We start from the raw sequence: 21,540 nt of genomic DNA, 5'->3' as shown, positions 1-21,540 counted from the left end.
AGTTGATGCTGACCCATAATCAATTCAGCATCAACTATTTTATTTGTAATAATTCTTATACCAAGAAACAAACTCTCCTACACCTTTTCTAATATCTGTCGTTGATTGATAACCCAATCCACTTAATTTATCAACATTAGCCCACGTGCGAGGAACGTCGCCAGGCTGCATCGGCAACATCACTTTTTCTGCCTCTCTTTCTAGTGCTATTTCTAAGGTTTCAACAAATTCTAAAAGATTTACAGGCGAGCCATTTCCTATATTTAAAATCTGGTAGTAATCATTTTCCTTTTTTGGATTCTCTAAAGCGATCACGATACCCGCAACGATATCGTCAATATAGGTAAAATCGCGACTCATGTCTCCTTGATTAAAAACCTTAATAGGATCGCCCTCCAAAATCGCTCGGCTAAACAACATAGGCGCCATATCTGGTCTTCCCCAAGGCCCGTATACTGTAAAAAAACGTAAACCGGTCGTAGAAAACCTATATAAATGGCTGTAAGTATGTGCCATTAATTCATTTGCTTTCTTTGTCGCTGCATATAAACTAACTGGATTATCTACTCTATCCGACTCAGAAAAAGGAACAACCTCGTTCTCACCGTAGACGGAAGAACTCGATGCATATACTAAATTATCAACCTTATGATGACGACAACATTCCAGAATATTTACAAAACCCACAATGTTACTGTCAATATATGCCATTGGATTTTCCAAGCTATAACGAACCCCTGCTTGTGCAGCCAAATTAATAACCGCGTCAAACTGATGTTTTTCAAACAGTAAAGGTAGGTTCTCTCGGTCCTCTAGATTCATTCGGATAAATGAAAAATTAGGGTATTGCAACGATACGGAGGTTTGTTCCCATTGTTCACTCTTCATTCTTTCAATTCCTAATTCCTCTAAGCGGTCATATTTCAAACCTACTTCATAGTAATCATTGATATTATCCAAACCTACGACATTGATTCCTTGATCAATTAATCGTTTACAAAGGTGAAAACCAATAAAGCCCGCTGCACCAGTAACCAAAATTTTCCGTGTACTCATCATACTTGTTCTGAAATAATTAACTTCCTTCGTTTTATCTATTCACCAATTGCGTAATATGTAAAACCCAATGTTTGCAATGTAGCACCATGTAACAGTTTTCTACCATCAAAAACAAATGCTGGTCTTTTCATATTTTGCTTAATTAAGGACCAGTCATAGGTCTTGAACTCATCCCATTCTGTCAAAACCGCCACTGCGTGCACGCCACTTAATGCCTGGTAAGGGTCCGAAACCACAGTCAACAATGCTCGATTTTGCGCTGGTGGTCGTGAGCCCAAGCCATCCAGGTCTTTATAAATCTGTTCAGCGGTTACTTGTGGATCGTAAACAATAATATTTGCTTGTTCATCTAACAAATGATCAGCAACGTAAATAGCCGCCGATTCGCGTGTATCATTTGTATCTTTTTTAAATGCCCATCCTAAAAATGCGATCTGCTTGCCATTAACAGTATTATACATCGTATTTATAATTTTCTCCGCAAATCTAGTTTTCTGATGGTCGTTCAAAAGTACCACTTGTTCCCAATAATCAGCCACTTTATGCAGGTGATAAGAACGCGCTATATATACTAAATTCAAAATATCTTTTTGAAAACAAGAACCACCGAATCCAACGGATGCTTTCAAAAATTTAGACCCAATACGAGAGTCCTGACCAATGGCATGAGCAACCTCATCCACATTCGCCCCCGTCACTTCACATAATTCAGAAATCGCATTTATCGAAGATACACGCTGTGCTAAGAAAGCATTAGCTACAAGCTTAGACAATTCTGATGACCAAAGATTTGTTGTCAAGATCCGCTCTCTTGGTACCCAAGAAGCATATACTTGAACTAAGGCATTAATTGCTTCTGTATTTTCGCCTCCAATCAACACGCGATCTGGGGCGTGCAAATCTGCGATAGCGGTCCCCTCTGCTAAGAACTCGGGGTTAGACAGAATATGGAAATTCACGCCATTACCCGTATTATCCAGAATGCTCTTCAGTGTCTCTGCAGTACGAACAGGTAGCGTAGACTTCTCTACAACAATCTTGTCTGTCGTAGAAATCGCAGCAATCTGCCTTGCACAAAGTTCAATAAACTTTAAATCAGCGGCCTGTCCTTTTCCTTTTCCATACGTTTTCGTGGGTGTATTGACAGATATAAAAATCATATCAGCTTCCACAATAGCTCTTTCTACATCTGTAGAAAAGAAAAGGTTTCTTCCTCTTGCCTCCTCCACAACAGCTCCTAAACCGGGCTCATAAATAGGAAGTTTAGAAACATCCTGATTATTCCAAGCCGCTATACGCTCCGCATTGAGATCTACGACAGTTACCTGCAAATCGGGATTCTTTTGTGCAATAACTGACATCGTTGGCCCGCCAACGTAACCCGCTCCTATGCAGGCTATTTTTTTAACTTCCATTGGAATTTTCTTTTTGTGTGTTAATCCTGTTTCACATTTCTTCCCCCACATGCAACATTGTTAATTAATGTGCAGTACTTGTGGATCATATCTTCATATTTAAAATTTCGCTCAAATAGTTCTAAACTCATTTCACTTCGACGGAGGTACTCAGGTTCGAACCTAAAAGGCAAGTTGTTAACAACAGATAATAAGTCCTCCCAATTATTAGCCACAAAAGCATTTTCATCGGGTTTTCCTATCTCTAAATTACCCCCAACATCATTTATAATCAAAGGCTTACCATCTCGAACACCTTCCATAAGAGAAATTGGCAGTCCCTCCTTCTTCGAGAACAGCATGATGTAATCGCTGTCCGAAATAACAGGTTCCATATTTTTCACAAAGCCCAAGAAATGAAAGTTAGAATCACCGGTTATTAAACTTCGTAATTCGCATTCTTTGGGCCCTGCTCCCGCAAATGTGATACAAACATTTTTCTTTAATTTACCTTTTAGAAACTTAACAACCTCTACTTGGCGTTTGACGTCATTAATACGAGCAGGATAAAGAATCTGTATAAAAGAGCTATCTATTTTTACAGCTCGTTGCATACTTGCTTTATCTCTAATCCCATTGTGAATCTTTGTTATATTATCCTTTGGGATATTAAAATACTCTACTAAGTTTTTTGTGACTTTATCAGAAATTGAAACTATATTCTTAGGAAGAAAGGTAACACATTTTAAGTTCTCATATATGTTATGAGAGACATAGATTAACCTTAGATTCAAGAAGAATAATTTATTCAAAATATGATAATAGGTTGCAAGTTTACGAGCATGTATCAAAACCACCGCATTCTTCAAGGAAAGCGGATTCACCAATTTGTGATACTCTCCTCTTTTAATACCATAATTCTCATCTATCTCTTCAAAACTGCACCGTCCCAAAACTTTTGCTTGATACCGTTTCTTTATACCATTGTGCACGTCCACCATAACCTTCTGGGCTCCACCAAATCGTTGCAAATTATCCCCAGCAGAAAAAACTCTCACATCTTCCATAAACAAATTAAATCAAGCATTTTTTATTTTTTCCCATCTCTCATAAGTAATTAATTACGAGATATTATTTTCAATCACTTTGTCTGTTTATTTTGAACATAATATTTCATAAAAATGATTAAAGACTGGTAGTTCGTTACAAAATATCTTTTAAAGAGTCGCCTAGGCTCCAGAGAAAGACGAAAAGCCCACTCCATCCCAATTTTTTGCAATAGCATCGGAGCTCGTCGATTACTTCCTGCGAGAAAATCAAATAAACCACCACAAGTTTTAATCACACCAACTTTAGTATCTCTCTTCAGCAGAGCCGAAACGTTCTCTTGTTTAGGTCTCCCTAAACCTACCCATACAAAATGAGGAGAACACTCGTTTATTTCATCAACAACCTGCTTCAACTGATTTTCATCAAAATATCCGTTTCTATATCCAACAATATTCAGTAAAGGATAAGCACGCTGAACATTCTGAATCGTCTTTTCTATCGTCTCTTGACTACCTCCCAGAAAATAATGTGTTTCTCCTGTTTCTTCACACAACTTCGCTACATCATGAAACCAGTCCGTAGTTGCGATTCGCTCCGGAAGGCTCGGTTTACATAAAAGCTTTGAAGCTTTAACGATAGACATGCCATCTGCGTGGACATAATCTGCATGGAGAAACAAGGGAGGAAAACTTGCATCATTGTGATATTTAGCCAAGCTTTCTCCGTTCAACGAGTACGATATTATACTCTTATATTCGCGTGATTTCTCTATAGCAAATTTCGCAAACTCGTCCCTTGTAGCACAAACCAACTTTATGTCACAAAAATCAATCGTTGAAATATCATTACTTTTCATATAAACTATTTTATTCTATTTTTTTAGATAATTCTAAAGGCCTTTTACTGATTTCTTACACTCAAGCTCTATTATTCAACAATTGCAAATAATTATAAATCATATCCTTATACTGAAACCTTTCTAGATAATGACTTCTGCTATTATGTGATAGCCTCATGTATTCATCTTTAGAAACATGCACTAAACCATTCAATGTGAAGGCTAACAAATCAAGTCTATCGTTTAACAAGAAGGCATTAACCCCCGGTATACCGATTTCTAAATTCCCTCCAACGTCATTCATTAGAAGTGGTTTTCCATGCATTAAACCCTCAATCAAACTCAACGACAATCCCTCTTGTAAGGAATAAAGCATAACATAGTCGTACGACATGATTAACCTATCCATATCCTCAATAAACCCTAAACACTGAAATTGCTCGTCCCAACAGTTAGAGAGCAATGTTTCAAAATCCTCACCCACCCCAGCAAAGTGAATTTCAATTCGTTTATCTAAAGCTCCTCGTAGTGCATTTAATATTTGAACTTGTCTTTTACTATTATTTATACGCCCAGGATAGAGGATACGTATTTTATCTCCTTGATATGGTTCTTGAAATTCATTAGTCTCGAGACAATCCTTGATCCCATTATGAATAAGATTTATATCCATAATCGGAACCTTAAAATAGTTTTGAAGATTCTCTGTAACTTTATTCGAGATCGATACGATTTCTTTAGGGAAAAATGTCAGGTTCTTATGTGTCGTATAAACACTATGACTAACGTAAATAATTCTAGTATTTAAAAAAAACAGCTTCTTCATTGCTAGAAGGAAAGGCAACAAGTTTCTCGCATGCACTAAAACTGTTTTATTATTAAGTTGCAGAGGATTCCCAAAACGTATAAAGTCCGCTTCAGACAAAAAATATTGAGGATGTACAGTATCAAATGCCTGAAGGCTTAAAATTTTTGATGACAACTGTCCTTTAAGACCATGGTGAATATCCATCATGACTTTTTGAGCACCACCATAGCGACTAATATTTGTAACTATTGACAAAACTTCCATATAGCCTCTTATTTAAATATCTGTTCATATTTATCTGCACAAATACTCATCAAATACCTCTCCGTGTAACGACGCCTAACCTCTTCTCTATTTGTGTCTAATTTAAAACTCCTTTCTAATGCTTCAACATAGGAAGCCACTGTCAAATCTTTTGTTAAGATTCCCCACGCTTCATTAATAATAACATCTGGAATTCCGCCCACAGGTGTACAAATAGGGAAAGTGCCACATATACCAGCTTCTAGCAAGCTAATCGGTAAACCTTCCCATTTTGAGGAAAGACAAAAAAAGTCTGTCAGTAATAAGTAATCGCCAACATTATTTTTTGTTCCTAAGAAAAATACTGCATCTGTTGTAATTAGTTGATCCAGCTTTTCTTTCAGAATCATGTTATTTTCGTAATCGCCAATAATGAGTAATACAGCATCGTTTTCTTTAGCAAATTCATTAAACGACTGAATTAGAAGCTCATGATTCTTTTGCTCCATTAAGCGAGCAATATTGACATAAACTTTTGTTGCTGATGTTTTTTTATACCTCGCAATCTCACTAGCTGTTTCAGCAGCCAGATCACTTGCAGTTACATTTCTACACCCATTTTCTATTACCCCTTTACTTTTAAAGCCGAAAAGATTAATGAAAGATCTCTCACATAATTCGGATATCGTAACCGCCCCAACTTTTCTCTTGAAGAACCATTTTTTGAGGTACAGGTCTATAGAAGAATTAGTATCCCGATCAGCTACGTTATGAACCGTATAATAGAACTTGATATTGTTAAAGATGAGCACGGGAATAATGATATAGTTAAATGCAATCAGATGGGCATGCACAATATCCGGTCGTTCCTTTTTGATAATTCTTATGACCTCAAAAATTTGCTTCACTTTAGAAAATAGATCGAATTTGCCCGGGTAAGAAATTAATTTTACGCGAGACTCAACGTCTTTGTTATAAAAATCTGCATTCCGTTTATCTCTAAATTTTACTAGAGAAACCTGATTCCGTAAACTTAGTGCATTACTTAGATCAACGACAAATCTTTCCCCTCCTCCAGGTGCCAACGAATCAATTAGTTCCAGTATTTTCATATTTAGTCCTTACTTATTATAAAAATCTACATACTTCGCAGCAATATTACTCCACGACAGGTCACCCGCTGAAATAAGGTTTGTGATATTTGCTGACATCTGTTCATTTAAATTGGAATCTATCCCTAGTAGGCATATGGCCTCTGATAATTTTTGAACACTATTAGCTTCTACAACCAATCCTGTCTTACCATCTTCAACCATTTCTGCTAACCCACCTACATCCGTAACGATAACCGGTTTTCTTAATGTATATGAAGTCATTACCACGCCACTTTGGGTAGCCTCTATATAAGGACATACGACAAACTTTGCACCATTCAAAAGGCTATACAACTCAGACATAGTAACATATCTATTTAGGAACGTAATATATTCTAGCTTTTTATAATCCTCAATATCAAAATGAAAATCTCCGCCTCCAGCAATTACCAGCCTTAAGTGTGGTAAGCTTTCATGAACGATGGCCATGGCCTCCAGCAGTTTATCAATTCCTTTATATTTTGATATCCTACCAAAAAAAAGAACATACCCTTTGGAGAAGTCAAACTTGATATCTGATTCATACAACAATAGACAATCATAAGCTCCTAGTTTATTCGTAGATAATTGTTGATCAACCAATCCATACTTCCCCTGAAAATCATCCCTTTGTCTCTCATTTAGTAAAACAAATTTCTTGAGTGTACGAATACCAATGTTTCGAAAAAAATTCCTTCTAAAATCAGCTTCTCCAACATGAGGAAATGGATCATGAACAACTTGAACAATCTTATTCCTATAATAATAGAGCAGGCAATCATAACTATCTAGAAAATCTGTTAAATGAATAACCTCCGGTGATATCTTATTAATTTTTTGAAAAAATTTCCATCGCAGTTTCAGACTATTCCATCCATACACCTTACTAACACGATTCAAAATGGAAACTTTATCTAGATTAATAAAATCTTTAAACCGCCCAAGCTGGGGATAAATTGTATAATCAAAGATTCCATCTACAGGATGTATCTTATCAATATTAATCAAGGTAGAATTGAGCCGAGAACTTGTAATCTCGAGAAATAAATAGACATCGTACCCACGATCCTGTAAAGACTTAATTAAAGGTAAATCGCAATCTAAAAAATACACATGAGTGTAATAAACAATTCTCTTCATGATCAATATAGCATCATTTCACAATAATTTAGCTGTCAAAAGTTGACCGCATTTTAAACTCTTTTCTTATCCACTCTCTCCATAAACGCCAAACTTCCTACACACAACATCAGGAGCATAACTTCTTTAGAAAATGGCGCCCAACCAGAAAAGCCATAAATAAAGAATACAAATAAAAATCCTGAAAAAATCAAACGAACTAGCTGTCCACCTCTATGCTTAATATTCATTAATCGAGAAAGGACAAAGATGTTACCAAAGAAGAAAATGAGCCATAAAACAAGGCCAATAATCCCCATCTCGGCTAATACAATGACGTGGATATTATGAATCGGATTTGTTGTATAAAAATCCAAAATAGGCATATATGACAATGAACTTACATTGAGCACATTTGACATATAGTTTATATGCGAATTAATACCCACACCAATTAAGGGAGCCTTTTCAAAAATTAAAGTTCCAATAACAAAATGATTGAAACGATTATCAAATTGTTCATCTGTATCACTTGCGAAAAAGAGATCTCCTAAAGGCGTTGAATAGAGAATAATCATACCACAAGAGAGAATAACAGAAAAGAGGAGTACATTTTTAAAGGTCAGTAAACGTCCACCACTAACGAAAATACTGTATATTAAACTCAGTCCAATTAATGTCGCGACAAATGAAGTTCGGGAATATGTAAAAAACAAAGCAAAAGAAGCGCATAACAAGCCAAGTAAAGCTTCATTCCTCCGATACTTCATCAGGTAACATGAAAAAAAGAATATCATACACAAACTGGAGAAAAGACCTAAATGGCCTGGATGTGAAAAGGTACCTATTGCTGACGCATAGCCCTCTCTTCTATTGGCATAATCAATCACTTCCTCTCCTTTAAAAAGCGTAGTTACAAATTCTAATCCGAGGAGTGGATAGCCAATAGCCAAAACGAACTGAACAATCGTTGATAATAAAAGTCCGTAAAAGAGTCCGCGGAAAAAATCAGTCTTGGACATATTGGAAAGAAACAATTTTAGAAGGAGAAAAAACTGTAGAAAAATAGAAAAAGGAACTACAATTGCCCATTTGTTTGGGTTATTGGGATTCACAATCGAAATCACACAAATGACAAGAAATGCGACAATCCAGAAATTAGATGTTTTAAATATCTTTTTGTCAAATCTTCGATAACCTAAAATAAAACACAAAAAGAAAAATACCATAGCCGTCTCGATCGAGATTGCACTTCCAAATGCACCGAGAAACTGTTTTCTATAGTTTGCATCTTGATAGTTCACAAAATCGTAAAGATTACTGGTTATATTAAAAGGAATGGTCAGTACATACCCTGCAACCAAAATATAGTCATAGTTCTTGCCTTGGCTCAGCAGTTGCGTCCTTTTTATCAAGACACCGAGAATAATTATAAATAAAATTAGAATTTTAACCACAATATATTTATTAAGCCAAGAATAATTATCTACCTCAGACTAAACACCAAGTTTTTTCAAAAACAAATCAGAATTAATACGACTTTCCGCAATAACTTGATCAATTAAAGCCTCATTTACAACATAATCTATTTGGATATTTTGAAGGTCGTTGTGACCTTTGATAAGTCTATCACTCAATTGAAAACTAGACAATAACGAATCGAACCTCGTTAAACCTCTGCCTGAATTACCAATAACAACAAAAGGCTTCTTAAAAATCAAAGCAAACACACACCCGTGAAAAGAATCTGTCACTACATACTTACAGGTAGAAAAATATCTAACCCATTCACCTATTTCTATATACTTTTTCTTCCCTTCAGGACCAAACCCTGTGTAAACAGCATTTCCACGGTTACTCGCCACGACTTCGGATGTAATCTGAAATTTTTCTGCAGTAGGATCTAACAAGTAAACTAATACATCATTGTTACCTCCTTGTCGTTCGTAAGGCAAACTAAGATATTCTTCGACATCTATTAAAAAGGTCGGATCCAATATATGTTCAGCAGACACGTCGAACACCTCTTTACAAATTTCAACACCACTTGTTTCACGAACAGATATTCCAGAAAAAGTATCTAGCAATTTCTTTACATCCTCTTTAGAAGAATTAGCCTCCCACACATCCGTTCCAAAAGAAGCTGCATAAGATGCTTTTTTAATTCCTTTATCGAAGGCGAAATCAAAAAAATAATTCGTTAATCGATCACGTGTATAATTTGCCCTCCAAACCTGATCGCTCCCAACTAAAAGCAATTCTAAATTTTCCTTATCCAGTTTGTTAAATTCTTTATCCATACGGATGGAATCGGTAGCACACATAAATTGCTTCTCAAACATACTGAACTCTTTCACCTGCTTATTATCCTTGAGATCTCTCCAATAGCTATAGCCTAAGAACCATTTCAATTTGCTTATCAATGAATCGGTATATTTATTCGGCAATCTTTTAATAAACTTTACGTCATGCCCTCGTTTTTTTAGCACACTTTGTAGTGCGTAAGATTGCAGTATTCCTCCGTAGTTATTATTAAACGGCAATGTTAAAACACCTATTTTCATATTTTTTTTCAGCTATTACTTCTTCAATGATCCTGACTAACAGTTTCTACTTTAGTTTATGATGAATTTTTGTTAATACCTTTAAGACAAACAATGAAGGTTTCATTTTCTTATCAAAACGAATGATGCTTGGAGAATCTTCCCAAAACTTCAAACTATTTCTACGAACAACAAGTCGCTGCAATTGCACCATGGCGTAACTCAAGGAAATCTTTTTTGACTTCATTAATCGCAACTTAGGCAGCCGTTTTCCAAAACGTTTAAATACCTTAGCTCGAAAAGCAATACCATCTTGTCGGTGACGATAACTAGCCTGTTGTGATTTAACAATTAAGGTATGATCAACCTCGTCAAGATGAAGGAGTTCTTTTTGAAGACCTTCTCTAATTAAAGCCTCGGCGACAGCTGAGCGGGTTACAATCACACTGTTTCCAGCCCCATCCTCACGGTACCCGTCTAACCATGCGTCCCCTAAAGAAATATCTGCAAGTTCAGTCAAGACATCTGTACATAGATCACAAGCATGTGATTTAAATAAACCCGTCCCCCACATATCACCCACGGTCTTCATTTTTATAGTATGGTGCTTTCCCTGTTGATCAAAGGCTCCAAATGAATAATCAAGTGCCGTACTGGATAAATCCTTTATGCGATAATCCTGCCGACTATAGTCTCCATAGATTCCTGCTTTTTGAACTAGAAAATCAGTAAAGAATCGACTTTTCAATCCTCCACAAATTATTCCAACGAGGAAAGGAATTTTTTCTCGGAGATCTGGATTGTAATGTTGCTTTAATCGTATTGCTTTAATAAAACAAGCGACACCAGACACGGCTACCTTGCCATCTAAATCATTTATTTTCAAAAATAAGTCCGCCATAGTTACCGGAATGTATCTAGTTTTAGAAAAATTAGATACATCAACTTCATTGCTTATTAGCTGATACTGATACGTCCCCGCTACCTCTTGGACAACAAAAAGATGATCCACTATTTTTTGCTCCAATAGTTGTTGAAATATAAACGTCGCGAGTCCACCAGAAGAGGAAGTATTTCTAAAATTTTTGGCGTAACCGACAAAAGAGCTATAGAAGCGTCCAACTTTACCGTCATAATTTGGGGCTTCGCTAAGAAATATATCTGCAATCCTCTCTTCGTCTTCTATTTCTTCAGCAGGAGAAGAGTTAAATGGACAAACAAGTAGCATAGCTGCCTTATCCTTATCGGAAGGTTCTTGTTCAAAACTTGGCGTTAAAAAACCCGTATTACTCCAAGACATCTTCGCCTTAGCACTTTGACATTCAGACACACAGACACCACATCCGGTACAAAGTTCATTCTCAACTATAATGTTTAAAGGAATCATTTTATAGAAAATTGAAGTTTTGATCTAAAAAACTGAAATACAGTTTTGCGCTCCAAGGGATTTAGAACAACCAATATTATTATGAAAACAATAGCAATATCTAACAGCACGACATTGATCCCCCATATATAAATATTCTCAAAAGAAAGAAGAAAGTTCCCCAGAACTTTAACAAAACAAATCGTTGCAAGTACGCCAGCGGTCAATCGTGGTAAAATATCAAAAAAGAATCTTTCGACTTTTATACCCGTATTTCTCTTAAAAAAATACACTCTTAAGAAGAGAGCAATAAAAGAAATGCAAATACTTACATAAAATGTAATCTCAGGGAGTTCAAATAGTTTGAGTAAAATATACGAAACAGGTAAATTCAAAAGCATCAACAACCCCACACATATCTGGTAAGTTTTAATCTTATCAGAAGCCTGGATACCAATCATTAATGGCCCAGAAAGGGAGTCTAGAAGCATATTAATTAAACAAAGTCGAATAAACAAGGCTGCATAATGAGGCGGTGTTTTTAACCAAATAATTAGAATATCGTCGAGATAAAGTAAAATAGGAGCAACCAAACAGAGCATTACCGAGAATGAAATTTTAATTCCAATAAACACGAGCTGAGAGGTTCTACTTAAATCTTTTACAGCAAAGCTTTTCACAATCTGCGGGTTCAACGCCAATTGAAAATTATTAACAAATGAATTTATGGCATTCTGCACCTGCATCATAATAGCGTAAGACGCATTTACGGTAACACCGAAAACGAGATTGAGAAGAACGTTAATACCTTGCCCCTTTGCTGTTGAAGCTAGGTTTCCAAACAAGCTCCACCCAGAATATGACACCAATTTTCTAAATTGAAGTTTTTCGATAGGAAATTTTAACCTCACATCTCGTATTTTCAGTCGCGTGTACCCCCAATAAATCGCGGTAATTAGTACCGTGATTAGACAGATTGACAATGCATGCATTTTTAACTTATCTCCTTCTACTTTACTAATAATTAGAATAAACAGAAGTCGTAGTAGAGCCTCAAACACACTTAAAATTGCAAAAATATTCATTCGCTCATACGCAATTATTAATGCAGTAAAAGGCACCTGAAAGACTGTCAACATGCAGGAAATAATAGAAAACTGATAAACCCAATTAATTGTGTCTATCCTATTTGATGGTAGATTCAATTTATTGTTTACAAACCACAGACCAACGGTTTCAGCTAAAAGAAATACAATAAGTGCAATTCCAATATGGATCAATATTGAACAAGAAAAGACTTGATTTACCTGATTTTCGTCTCTTCGACCAATGTTAAATGAGAAGAATCGCTGTGTCGTTGCAGACATAGCAGCATTTAGAAAAGTAAACAATACTACGATACCACCTACAATATTAAAAATGCCAAAATCGACTACACCTAAAACCTCTAGCATGATACGAGAAGTATACAGTGAGATTCCCAATGTGACAAAAATACGAGAGGACAAAATCAATGTGTTTTTAACAATTTTGGCACTTCCGTCATTTCTTTGCTCGCTCATAACTATCAACTTTTCTTCCGACGCAGCTTTGTCAAGATGGAAAAACGCCCTTTATTGTTTTCTTGTCCATAATCCCCATAGCCATAACCGTACCCGTAGCCATAACCATAACCGCCATAATACCCACGATTTACTTTCACATCGTTTATGATAAGCTGTACATTTGAAATCTTATTTTTCATCTGTAGATCAGAAGGAATTCGCAACTGTTCTTTATAGGTAAAATCCTGACGTACGAGGTACAAACAAGTATCAGCATACCGTGCCAAAAGTTGAGCATCGGTAACCATTCCAACTGGAGGTGCATCCATTAAGATATAATCATATCGCTGCGCTAACTCCTTCATTAATTGTTCAGCACGCGGAGCAATTAAAAGCTCTGCTGGGTTCGGAGGGATTACACCCGCTTGAATTAAACTCACATTTTCATGAACACCGGAAGGCATCACAATTTCTTCAATGCGCATATCTTCTCGGATGATATAATGTGAAAAGCCCTTACCAGCAGGAAGTCCTAACTTACTTGTAATACTAGGTTTTCGTAAATCTAATTCCATCAGTAAAACCTTCTTGTCCAGCAAGGCTAATGAAACTGCTAGATTCAAGGCTACATAAGACTTCCCCTCACCAGACATGGATGAAGTAAACAAAATTGTTTTACCTCCATGCAAAACAAACTCAAGGTTTGTTCGCAGTGCTCGAAACTGTTCTGCTATGGGTGACCTCGATGTTTTACTTACTACAACATATTTATTTTCGTCAGAGTGAGCCACCATACCGAGAACTGGTAAATGACTTAAGCGATCCAAATCATCCTTTCCTCTAACGCGAAGATTGAAAAGATCCCTCACATAAATAAAGCATAAAGGAACTATTAGTCCTAGCAGCAAACCAATAAAATAAACAACTTTCCTCTTCGGAGAGACAGGTTTATCTCCAGCCTTCGGTGAATCTATAACTTTTGCATTGGACACATTAGCCGTCCGACTAATTGCGGTCTCTTCCCACTTTTCCTGTAGAAATATATATTGAGCCTGCTTTATTTGCTGTAGTCGGGCGAGATCAATATACCCTCGTTCAATTGTTGGAACTTGTTGAATTTGGGAAGTTAATGCTCCTGACATTTGAACATTTTTTTGCCTCGTTAAATCTAAGTTCCTTCGGGTGCTACCAACATTGTTGATCATATCTTGGCGTAAACCCGCAATTTGGCTTGTTACATTTTGCACCAATGGATTATCTTCAGTATTTGCTAGCAAAAGTCTCTCGCGATGTAACACCAACTCGTTATATTTCGTGACTAGCGCATTAAACGCCACATCTTGGGGAAGAACAGAGGAAGGAACCACTCGAGGATTTGCAGAACTTTGTAAATAAGAAGATAAGGCATCAAGCATCGCTAGTTGTGCTTCAACTTCAGCTAAACTTTTATTGTAACCCGCAGATTCCTGTAACAATATTTTACTCTGCTCAGTAATATCCGCCAACTTAGTAGACTGCTTATATCCGGATATTCGATCTTCAACACCTGCTAGTTCTTCTGTTATTTTTGATAGTCGCGTATTTATAAAGGCTAATGTAGAATCTGCAATAACATTCTTATCATGTAAATTACGCCCCATATATTTCTGAATAAACACGGCAAGTAGTTGCTCTCCTCGCCGGGGTAGCGAATGATCTAATGTTAGATCAATCGTCGAAACAAGTTTATTCGTAACCTCTACCGTCAAAGCTTTAATTAAACCGTCAGTTGCTTTACGAATCGGCATGATCGAAAAGCCGTACTCATCTGATTTATTGTTCGAAACAAGAGCGGATCGTTCTAACTTTAAAACCCCAACCCCATCAATAACAAATGGAGCACCAAGTTTTACCTGAAAGGTAGTATCTCGATCTGACACCTCCATAACGCTGTTGGGCATTGCTTTTAGGGTGTAGGATTTAGTTAAAGAAATACTATCTACGTCAGAGAGAAGATTAACTTTAAAAGGAATACTCGTCGTTGGAATACTATGAACAGTACCCGATTTAAAATATACTACATATTCCTCTTCTGCGATCACCATCTCTCGCATCAAATCAGCCGTTCTTAGCACTTCTACCTCGTTGTCTACGGAGTTTTTTGCTCCCATAAGACCCGATAAATCTCCTAAAGCTGATGCCGACAACATTCCCCCGCCCTTCTTATCATCTGAAACTAAAATCTTAGCTGTTACTTTATATGTGGGTATGGTGTATCTTAAATAGATGAAGGAACAGAGCAGGCCAAGTAATCCGCAAAGGACAAACCAATACCAATTACTAATTAACCTTCCGAAAAAACGAACTAAATCCTTATTATCGCTTTTTCTTGATGTTAACTCCATGTCATCATCCCAATCTGAATTTCTATTACTCATAACTATTAATTGACTAAACAACAATTATGTTGTCTTATATTGAACCTATAAACAAACATATTGTAGGGAAAAGATCTCATGTAAATATCTTCTAAAGCCTAGTAAAGGCTACAACCAACAAGGAAACTAAAGATCCTATGAGAGCAAAAGTTTGCGTCCGCGATGAATTATTAGCCGCCGCTTTAGCTTTTCCTGGCTCAACATACACCACGTCATTTTGCTTAAGGTAGTAGTAAGGTGATTGGAATAAATCGCTGGAATTTAGGTTTAGACGAACTAATTCTTTTTGATTATTATGCTCCCTCACCAAAAGTACATTTTCTCGCTTACCATAAATTGTAAGGTCTCCAGCTAAACCCAACGCATCGAGAATGGTCACCTTTTCATTGGGCACCGTATATGTCGCTGGTCGCGCAACTTCGCCAAGAACAGTAATTTTATAATTTGCAAAACGAACTTGCACCGTAGGATCCTTGTAAAATTTTTGCGCCATCTGGGTAATCCGTTCGCGAGCTTGATAAGTTGTAAGATCTTTCACTAAGACCTTTCCTAACAAGGCCATCTGAACATAACCTTCTTTATCAACCAAAAAACCAGAAATAACCTGGGTTCCCGTATTTGTCGCAGAGCTTGCCCCGACAGCCTGTGTTGCCATCGCTTGATTAGCCACGGCTGAGCTTACAGGATCAATCGTTTGGATCATGATACTCAGGATATCATCCGGCTGAATAATAGGTTCATTAAAACGAGCAGCTTCTTTTACGACACGAGCCGAATCGATCGGTAGATCATTGAAATAGACGATCTTCTTAACGGAGCAGCTCCCTAATAGAAGAATAAGAGGCAGAACATAGACAACAAGTGTTCTTACCTGTATTAATTTTTTTTTCATTATAATATTATACTTGTTCATTGTAATTGTGTTCCGTGCTGTAGGTTTGTTCTATGTCATTTGCTGAAATTTTATACGTTCAAAACTTTATGCTGTGCGAAAAGCACCTCATTTTTAATATCACACTTATCCAGTACTTTCCTAAGATCTTCATGACCTAGACCTACCTCAATAGCATTTACATGCCGTTCATGGTGCACATCCGTTCCCAAAAGATCTATCCACCCTTGATCCGCTAACCATTTGGCGGCGTGCTTTTCTCGTTTCCCATAATATCCTATCAGAGATAAGATGTTAACCTGAAAGAGTACACCAATTTCTTTAAATCGTTTGAGTCTTGATCTATCGCCATGGTAATAAACATACCGCTCAGGATGTGCCAAAATAGGTTTGTATCCTTGAACTTTCAGATTGAATAAAACATCCTCAATCGATAAGCTTTCCTGCATATATGACATCTCAATCAATATATGCTCATTGGGCAACAGCAGTAACTCCGAATCATTCTCAATTAAGTCCTTTTCAAAGACGGAATCTACCATATACTCCGCAGCATAAGCGCTATCAATTCCAGAAGGAATATGCTGTAAAAGTGCTCTATACGCATTTGAAACTGTCTCTTTGTTATTTGGATACATTTCTGCGAACACATGGGGGGTAAAATAAAATGAAGATAACCCCAATTCCTGCAATCGATCTAAGATCTGTATACTCTGATCTATCGAAACACATCCATCATCAATACCTGGCAGAATATGGGAGTGCATGTCAACCTTTAACCAGCCTAAATCTGTACTCTTTTTTTTACGCGCAAAAAAACTAAACATCTGTTCTCTATTCTATGTTAAAACTAAACCAAATGTCCTCCCCCAAGGTAATTAAGCATTTGTTTTATAGAGAGATCTTTTAAAATGGGTTACATGTTCGTGTAGTTACTTTTCGTAGAGAGATCACCGACCGGACCCACCGGTCGGCACATCCCCTACAATTACAAGTATAAACTTGATTTTCTTTATTAAACTTAAAGCTTGTTACACTCTTCTATCAAGATACCGAGATTTGTAGCTCCCGCCTTTTCTCCCAGGATATCTCCAGGTTTAATACCCACAGTTCCGCTATTATCAGCCTGTACACTTTTGGCATTCACCGTTTTGGTACGTTCCTTCCAAACAGCTCTAAAGTCATACTTCGTACCATCAGATTTCAATAATGAGGTACTAATGAAACCATTGTGTACCGCACCAAGATATTGGAATGCACCGGTGCCAGCCACTCTATAATAAAGTTGGAAGGTCGGCAGTAACGTAATAGGATCCGTTTTATCAGGACAACGCACATATAGCTGTAAGGTAACTTTCGGCTCCACGACTGGATTTGGATTTGGAATCGTGATATTCGTCGCACTTCCACATGCCGCTAAAGCAGTCTGTGCGATAATACTATTATTAACCGTGCTACGGACCACGATCTGTACACCAGACGCTGGTAAATAATCCATTCCAATTGATTTGGTATCACTACTAATAGAATACGTACGAGAAGCGATAACCAACCCATTCTGAACAGCCTCCACATTTACAGGATAAGTGAATCCTTGTTCGATCCAATCAGCAGAGAAATTAATTATACTAACAGGTGCACATGATTCCCTGAATTCTCCAGCAAGGAAGGTGGTTAAGTGGCTCACTTGAAAAGCCACTGAGTAACCGCTTCCTGAACTTTTTATGGGTGTATCTTGTTCATGCGTCCATGTAGGATCATACGCACTATTTGAAAAAGTCGACAATATTGTACCAGCTGTCAATGGAGCGCCATTACCTAATGTAAAACCTTCACTGATCTCCATCTCAATAGCTATAGGCTTACTGAATTGACGCACAGGAACACCGTCGATTACCATATTTATGGTCGTCGTGGCAGCTGGGTTAAACGTTCCACTAGCCGAACTACCGTTCGCTAAGGTCACCCCATCCGCTTGGTATCTTCCACCAGGGAAAAGTGCCAATGCATCTGGATCTTGTGGATCAAAACCAGTCGCACTTACGGTCAAAGCCTTACCGACAATAACCTTACCATCCGCGCCAATAAACTGTGTTCCCTGAGGAATAGTAATATCGATATTCACCCCTTCTTCACCAGCAACTTCAATCTTCGATTCAGTAGGCAAGGCTCCGCTAGCATCAATACCAAAAGTTTTGTTTACCACAACAGCTCCATCAGGTACAGTAACTGGTTTCGCCAAACGGATGTGCATAATTCCATTATTAGCATCCGAAATAGTGACATCCACAACCTGTGTAATATAACCGGTCGCGGCAATTTCCACTTGAAAGCGGATAGGTTCCACGGCTGTAGGTTCTCGTTTTGGATCAACACCAAAATTCACGAGGTTACTTACTAATTTAAAATCTTTGTAACCACTGATATTATATATATCTTGGGTATCGCCTCCAAGGAGCTTTATTGTTGCATTTACGGGTTGTCCGTTTGTATCTAATACTTCCAACGTAGTGGAATGCTTAATCACCTCCGTGCTGATAAGCAAATTAAAATCTTTTAACGGGTTATCACAAGAAACAATACCGCTTAGCAACGTCAAGGCTAATATATAGTGGACTATTCTCTTCATTTTCATAATATTCATATTAACTATTTCAACCTATAACTAACACCAAATTCTACGCGCGGTAAATAGCGGTAATTACGAATGTTATGCTCAACCTGTGGAGCATTCATAACATTCTCTTCTAGCAATCCAGAGGCCTCAATGGTAACCTTTGGTTTAGACAAATAATAGCAGCCTAGGTCTAGACTTGCAGAGAACCTGTCATCCAAACGTATGTTACTCCAACCAATTCCTGCATACGGATTTATTGTTTTTTTCCATTTTACATCCGTGTGTATAATACCAACCTGCACAGGATCAACGAGGATATCACCATATTTATATGGATCACTCAGGCGTGTATCAAATTCACCATCTAGCTTAAAGAAATAAGCTCCACCAAGCTGCAAGCCAAAAGAATTAAAGAAACCGCCTTTGCCTGCAAATGGCGTATATCCTAAAATAAGAGATGCATTATGCGCTTGTGCCTTTATATCACTATGCGTTTTTCGACCGGAATATGTCCCTTTAATATCTGTATTAAAAGGCATAAAACTAACGCCCAAACGTGCTCCAAATTTTGCACTAAATGGTTGGTAAAAGTGCGCTCCAATACCTGATGTCCCACCATGGATTCCAATCGCTTGCGGGTAACCGGTACGAATAACATCCTGTTGCGCAAGAACCTCTTGTGCGCCAAAAAAGATGGTCAACACAAAGGTCAAAAGGTAACTGATGTTGTTGTTTTTTATTCTTTTCATTGTTTTTGGTTTTATCTTGCTACTGATTAATAAGCGTTCTTCTCTCCCCGAATCATATTAATTGCTGTCAAGCAAATAATCTTAAAGTCCAACATTGCTGACCAGTTTTGCATATATTCTAAATCATGTTCTACTCTTTTTGCCATAAGCATCGGATCTTTTGTTTCGCCCCGATAACCGCTTACCTGCGCCCATCCTGTTATCCCCGGTTTAACGAAATGACGCACCATATACCGATTGATTAATGCACCATAGTGCTCCGTATGCGAAAGCATATGAGGACGTGGCCCAACAATTGACATCTGCCCTAGGAACACATTAATAAATTGTGGGAACTCATCCAGGTTACTCTTACGCAAAAACTTACCAATCGGTGTGATTCGGGAATCATTCTTAGTGGCCTGTTTATCATTGGAGCTCTTATTTACCACCATACTGCGAAACTTATAACAGTAAAAAGGCGTATTATTTCGTCCAGAACGCAACTGCTTAAAAAATATAGGCCCCGGGCTTTGAATTTTTATAATCAACCCGATAATAGGAATCAACCAACTCAGGACAAACACAATCACGAAACCACTAATAACCGTGTCCATAAAACGCTTCTTGAGTCTATTTTCTATATTCGACATAGACTCTCCTCGAGACTTTAACACAGGTAAATTAATTTCAGCCGGAGCACCTTCTTTGTACGTGATGTTTGCTACCATGGAAGGCACAAAATTCAAATGAACACATTGATGATCCGCCGCGGAAACCAAATCTTCACTATACTTATACATTTCGGGAGAAGTAACCAAGAAAACATCATGAATTCCATCTTTCGAAACCGCTTCAAAATATTGCTTGAATTTGCGTAAGGTCTCTTCCTTGGTCATTGCAGCATCTTCGTCTTTATACTGAATAGTATCCACCTGATAAAAAAGCTGTTGTTGATCAAAGAACGAAGCAACAGGTGCAATCTGATTGCCCGCACCAATAACCGCCACTTTCTTAACCCAATTAAAACGTCTAGGCAATGTTGTATAAACGTAAGTCATAAACATACGAGACACAAGGAGATAGATGCTTAGAAACAACACCAAAACCCCGAATGCCTTCACAGAAGCCAAAAGAGGACCATTGAAAATAGCGAAAATAAGCACAGCACCTAAGGTAATTAAGGCTGTACGTAGTGTTGCTCGAAACATCGACTCTAAACGTCCCACAACATCTTCACGGTATAAGTGAAAAAACTGTGCTGCAACAAACCAAATTAAACTAAATAGCGTGGACACCACCGGTAGACTAATAGGGATACCATTCCACAATGAAATCCAACCATTATATGTGGAAACGGAAAGCGCAAACTGCAAGGCAATATTAATGCAGAGCAAATCCATACTAAAAAGTATTATGACCAAACACACTATAATCCGATTAGGAACATACCTATACATAACACATATATTTTACTTTAAAACAAATATTTTATGACAAAAGAAATGTCAGCTGCATCAAAAATCTATTGAGCTCGGCGTTACCCTCCTTCAAAATTCAATTTTTAATACCAAAAAGATCAAGCTTCTATCGATTCTGTACCACTAAAAAGCAACCTCTTTTACTTATCACATAGAGTAAGCAAATAGGCTTAGCACATCTAATACTACAATAAATCACGAATAATGTTTTTATAAGTCTGTCTTTTTTTAATTGCGACACTTCGTATCAAATCTTATTCGCTACTTTTCTTTTCATAAGTAAACGCTAATTATAAAAACTAATCACC

At 37.3% G+C, this 21,540-nt stretch carries 17 protein-coding genes; all 17 read right to left on the bottom strand.

Going from position 1 to position 21,540, the window contains the following annotated elements:
- Positions 1-39 precede the first annotated feature (39 nt).
- The 17 genes from B9Y69_RS16795 to B9Y69_RS16715 all read right to left on the bottom strand — a co-directional run bounded on the left by B9Y69_RS16795 (position 40) and on the right by B9Y69_RS16715 (position 21,154).
- A complete protein-coding gene (locus B9Y69_RS16795) occupies positions 40-1,059 on the bottom strand; it encodes an NAD-dependent epimerase (protein WP_085474135.1) in 1,020 nt (339 codons plus the stop codon).
- Positions 1,060-1,094: 35 nt separating this feature from the next.
- A complete protein-coding gene (locus B9Y69_RS16790) occupies positions 1,095-2,474 on the bottom strand; it encodes a nucleotide sugar dehydrogenase (RefSeq protein ID WP_085474213.1) in 1,380 nt (459 codons plus the stop codon).
- A 20-nt stretch (positions 2,475-2,494) separates the two neighbouring features.
- On the bottom strand, positions 2,495-3,520 hold the full coding sequence (locus tag B9Y69_RS16785; RefSeq protein ID WP_085474134.1) for a glycosyltransferase family 4 protein: 1,026 nt from the start codon (positions 3,518-3,520) through the stop codon (positions 2,495-2,497).
- 74 nt (positions 3,521-3,594) lie between these two features.
- Positions 3,595-4,359: a WecB/TagA/CpsF family glycosyltransferase gene (locus tag B9Y69_RS16780; protein ID WP_085474133.1), complete on the bottom strand. Its 765-nt coding sequence runs from the start codon at positions 4,357-4,359 to the stop codon at positions 3,595-3,597.
- Positions 4,360-4,420: 61 nt separating this feature from the next.
- Complete coding sequence (locus B9Y69_RS16775) at positions 4,421-5,413, bottom strand: glycosyltransferase family 4 protein (protein WP_085474132.1); 993 nt, start codon at positions 5,411-5,413, stop codon at positions 4,421-4,423.
- 8 nt (positions 5,414-5,421) lie between these two features.
- On the bottom strand, positions 5,422-6,504 hold the full coding sequence (locus B9Y69_RS16770) for a glycosyltransferase (protein WP_085474131.1): 1,083 nt from the start codon (positions 6,502-6,504) through the stop codon (positions 5,422-5,424).
- 9 nt (positions 6,505-6,513) lie between these two features.
- Positions 6,514-7,665, bottom strand: coding sequence for a glycosyltransferase family 4 protein (locus B9Y69_RS16765; protein ID WP_085474130.1), 1,152 nt, complete (start codon positions 7,663-7,665; stop codon positions 6,514-6,516).
- 53 nt (positions 7,666-7,718) lie between these two features.
- On the bottom strand, positions 7,719-9,101 hold the full coding sequence (locus B9Y69_RS16760) for an O-antigen ligase family protein (RefSeq protein ID WP_134430207.1): 1,383 nt from the start codon (positions 9,099-9,101) through the stop codon (positions 7,719-7,721).
- A gap of 39 nt (positions 9,102-9,140) precedes the next feature.
- Positions 9,141-10,208 (bottom strand): polysaccharide pyruvyl transferase family protein, encoded by a 1,068-nt coding sequence (locus tag B9Y69_RS16755; protein WP_085474128.1) that lies wholly within the window; start codon positions 10,206-10,208, stop codon positions 9,141-9,143.
- Positions 10,209-10,254: 46 nt separating this feature from the next.
- Positions 10,255-11,574 (bottom strand): Coenzyme F420 hydrogenase/dehydrogenase, beta subunit C-terminal domain, encoded by a 1,320-nt coding sequence (locus B9Y69_RS16750; RefSeq protein ID WP_134430204.1) that lies wholly within the window; start codon positions 11,572-11,574, stop codon positions 10,255-10,257.
- Complete coding sequence (locus B9Y69_RS16745; protein WP_134430201.1) at positions 11,571-13,115, bottom strand: lipopolysaccharide biosynthesis protein; 1,545 nt, start codon at positions 13,113-13,115, stop codon at positions 11,571-11,573. The genes B9Y69_RS16750 and B9Y69_RS16745 overlap by 4 nt, the downstream gene beginning before the upstream one ends.
- Before the next feature lie 5 nt (positions 13,116-13,120).
- Complete coding sequence (locus B9Y69_RS16740; protein ID WP_085474126.1) at positions 13,121-15,514, bottom strand: GumC family protein; 2,394 nt, start codon at positions 15,512-15,514, stop codon at positions 13,121-13,123.
- A gap of 91 nt (positions 15,515-15,605) precedes the next feature.
- Positions 15,606-16,406 (bottom strand): polysaccharide biosynthesis/export family protein, encoded by an 801-nt coding sequence (locus tag B9Y69_RS16735; RefSeq protein WP_085474125.1) that lies wholly within the window; start codon positions 16,404-16,406, stop codon positions 15,606-15,608.
- Positions 16,407-16,477: 71 nt separating this feature from the next.
- Positions 16,478-17,233: a tyrosine-protein phosphatase gene (locus tag B9Y69_RS16730; protein ID WP_085474124.1), complete on the bottom strand. Its 756-nt coding sequence runs from the start codon at positions 17,231-17,233 to the stop codon at positions 16,478-16,480.
- Between the two features lie 194 nt (positions 17,234-17,427).
- Positions 17,428-19,035, bottom strand: coding sequence for a hypothetical protein (locus B9Y69_RS16725; RefSeq protein ID WP_144036611.1), 1,608 nt, complete (start codon positions 19,033-19,035; stop codon positions 17,428-17,430).
- 20 nt (positions 19,036-19,055) lie between these two features.
- Positions 19,056-19,772, bottom strand: a complete 717-nt coding sequence (locus B9Y69_RS16720; RefSeq protein ID WP_085474122.1) for a hypothetical protein — start codon at positions 19,770-19,772, stop codon at positions 19,056-19,058.
- Positions 19,773-19,798: 26 nt separating this feature from the next.
- Positions 19,799-21,154 (bottom strand): exopolysaccharide biosynthesis polyprenyl glycosylphosphotransferase, encoded by a 1,356-nt coding sequence (locus B9Y69_RS16715; protein WP_159451876.1) that lies wholly within the window; start codon positions 21,152-21,154, stop codon positions 19,799-19,801.
- Positions 21,155-21,540: the final 386 nt, after the last annotated feature.

This window comes from Sphingobacterium psychroaquaticum, assembly GCF_900177625.1.
In the GTDB taxonomy this organism is placed as follows: Bacteria; Bacteroidota; Bacteroidia; order Sphingobacteriales; family Sphingobacteriaceae; genus Sphingobacterium; species Sphingobacterium psychroaquaticum.
The sequence above is the reverse complement of the archived record's forward strand: the minus strand, read 5'-3'. Positions and strand labels throughout refer to the sequence as shown.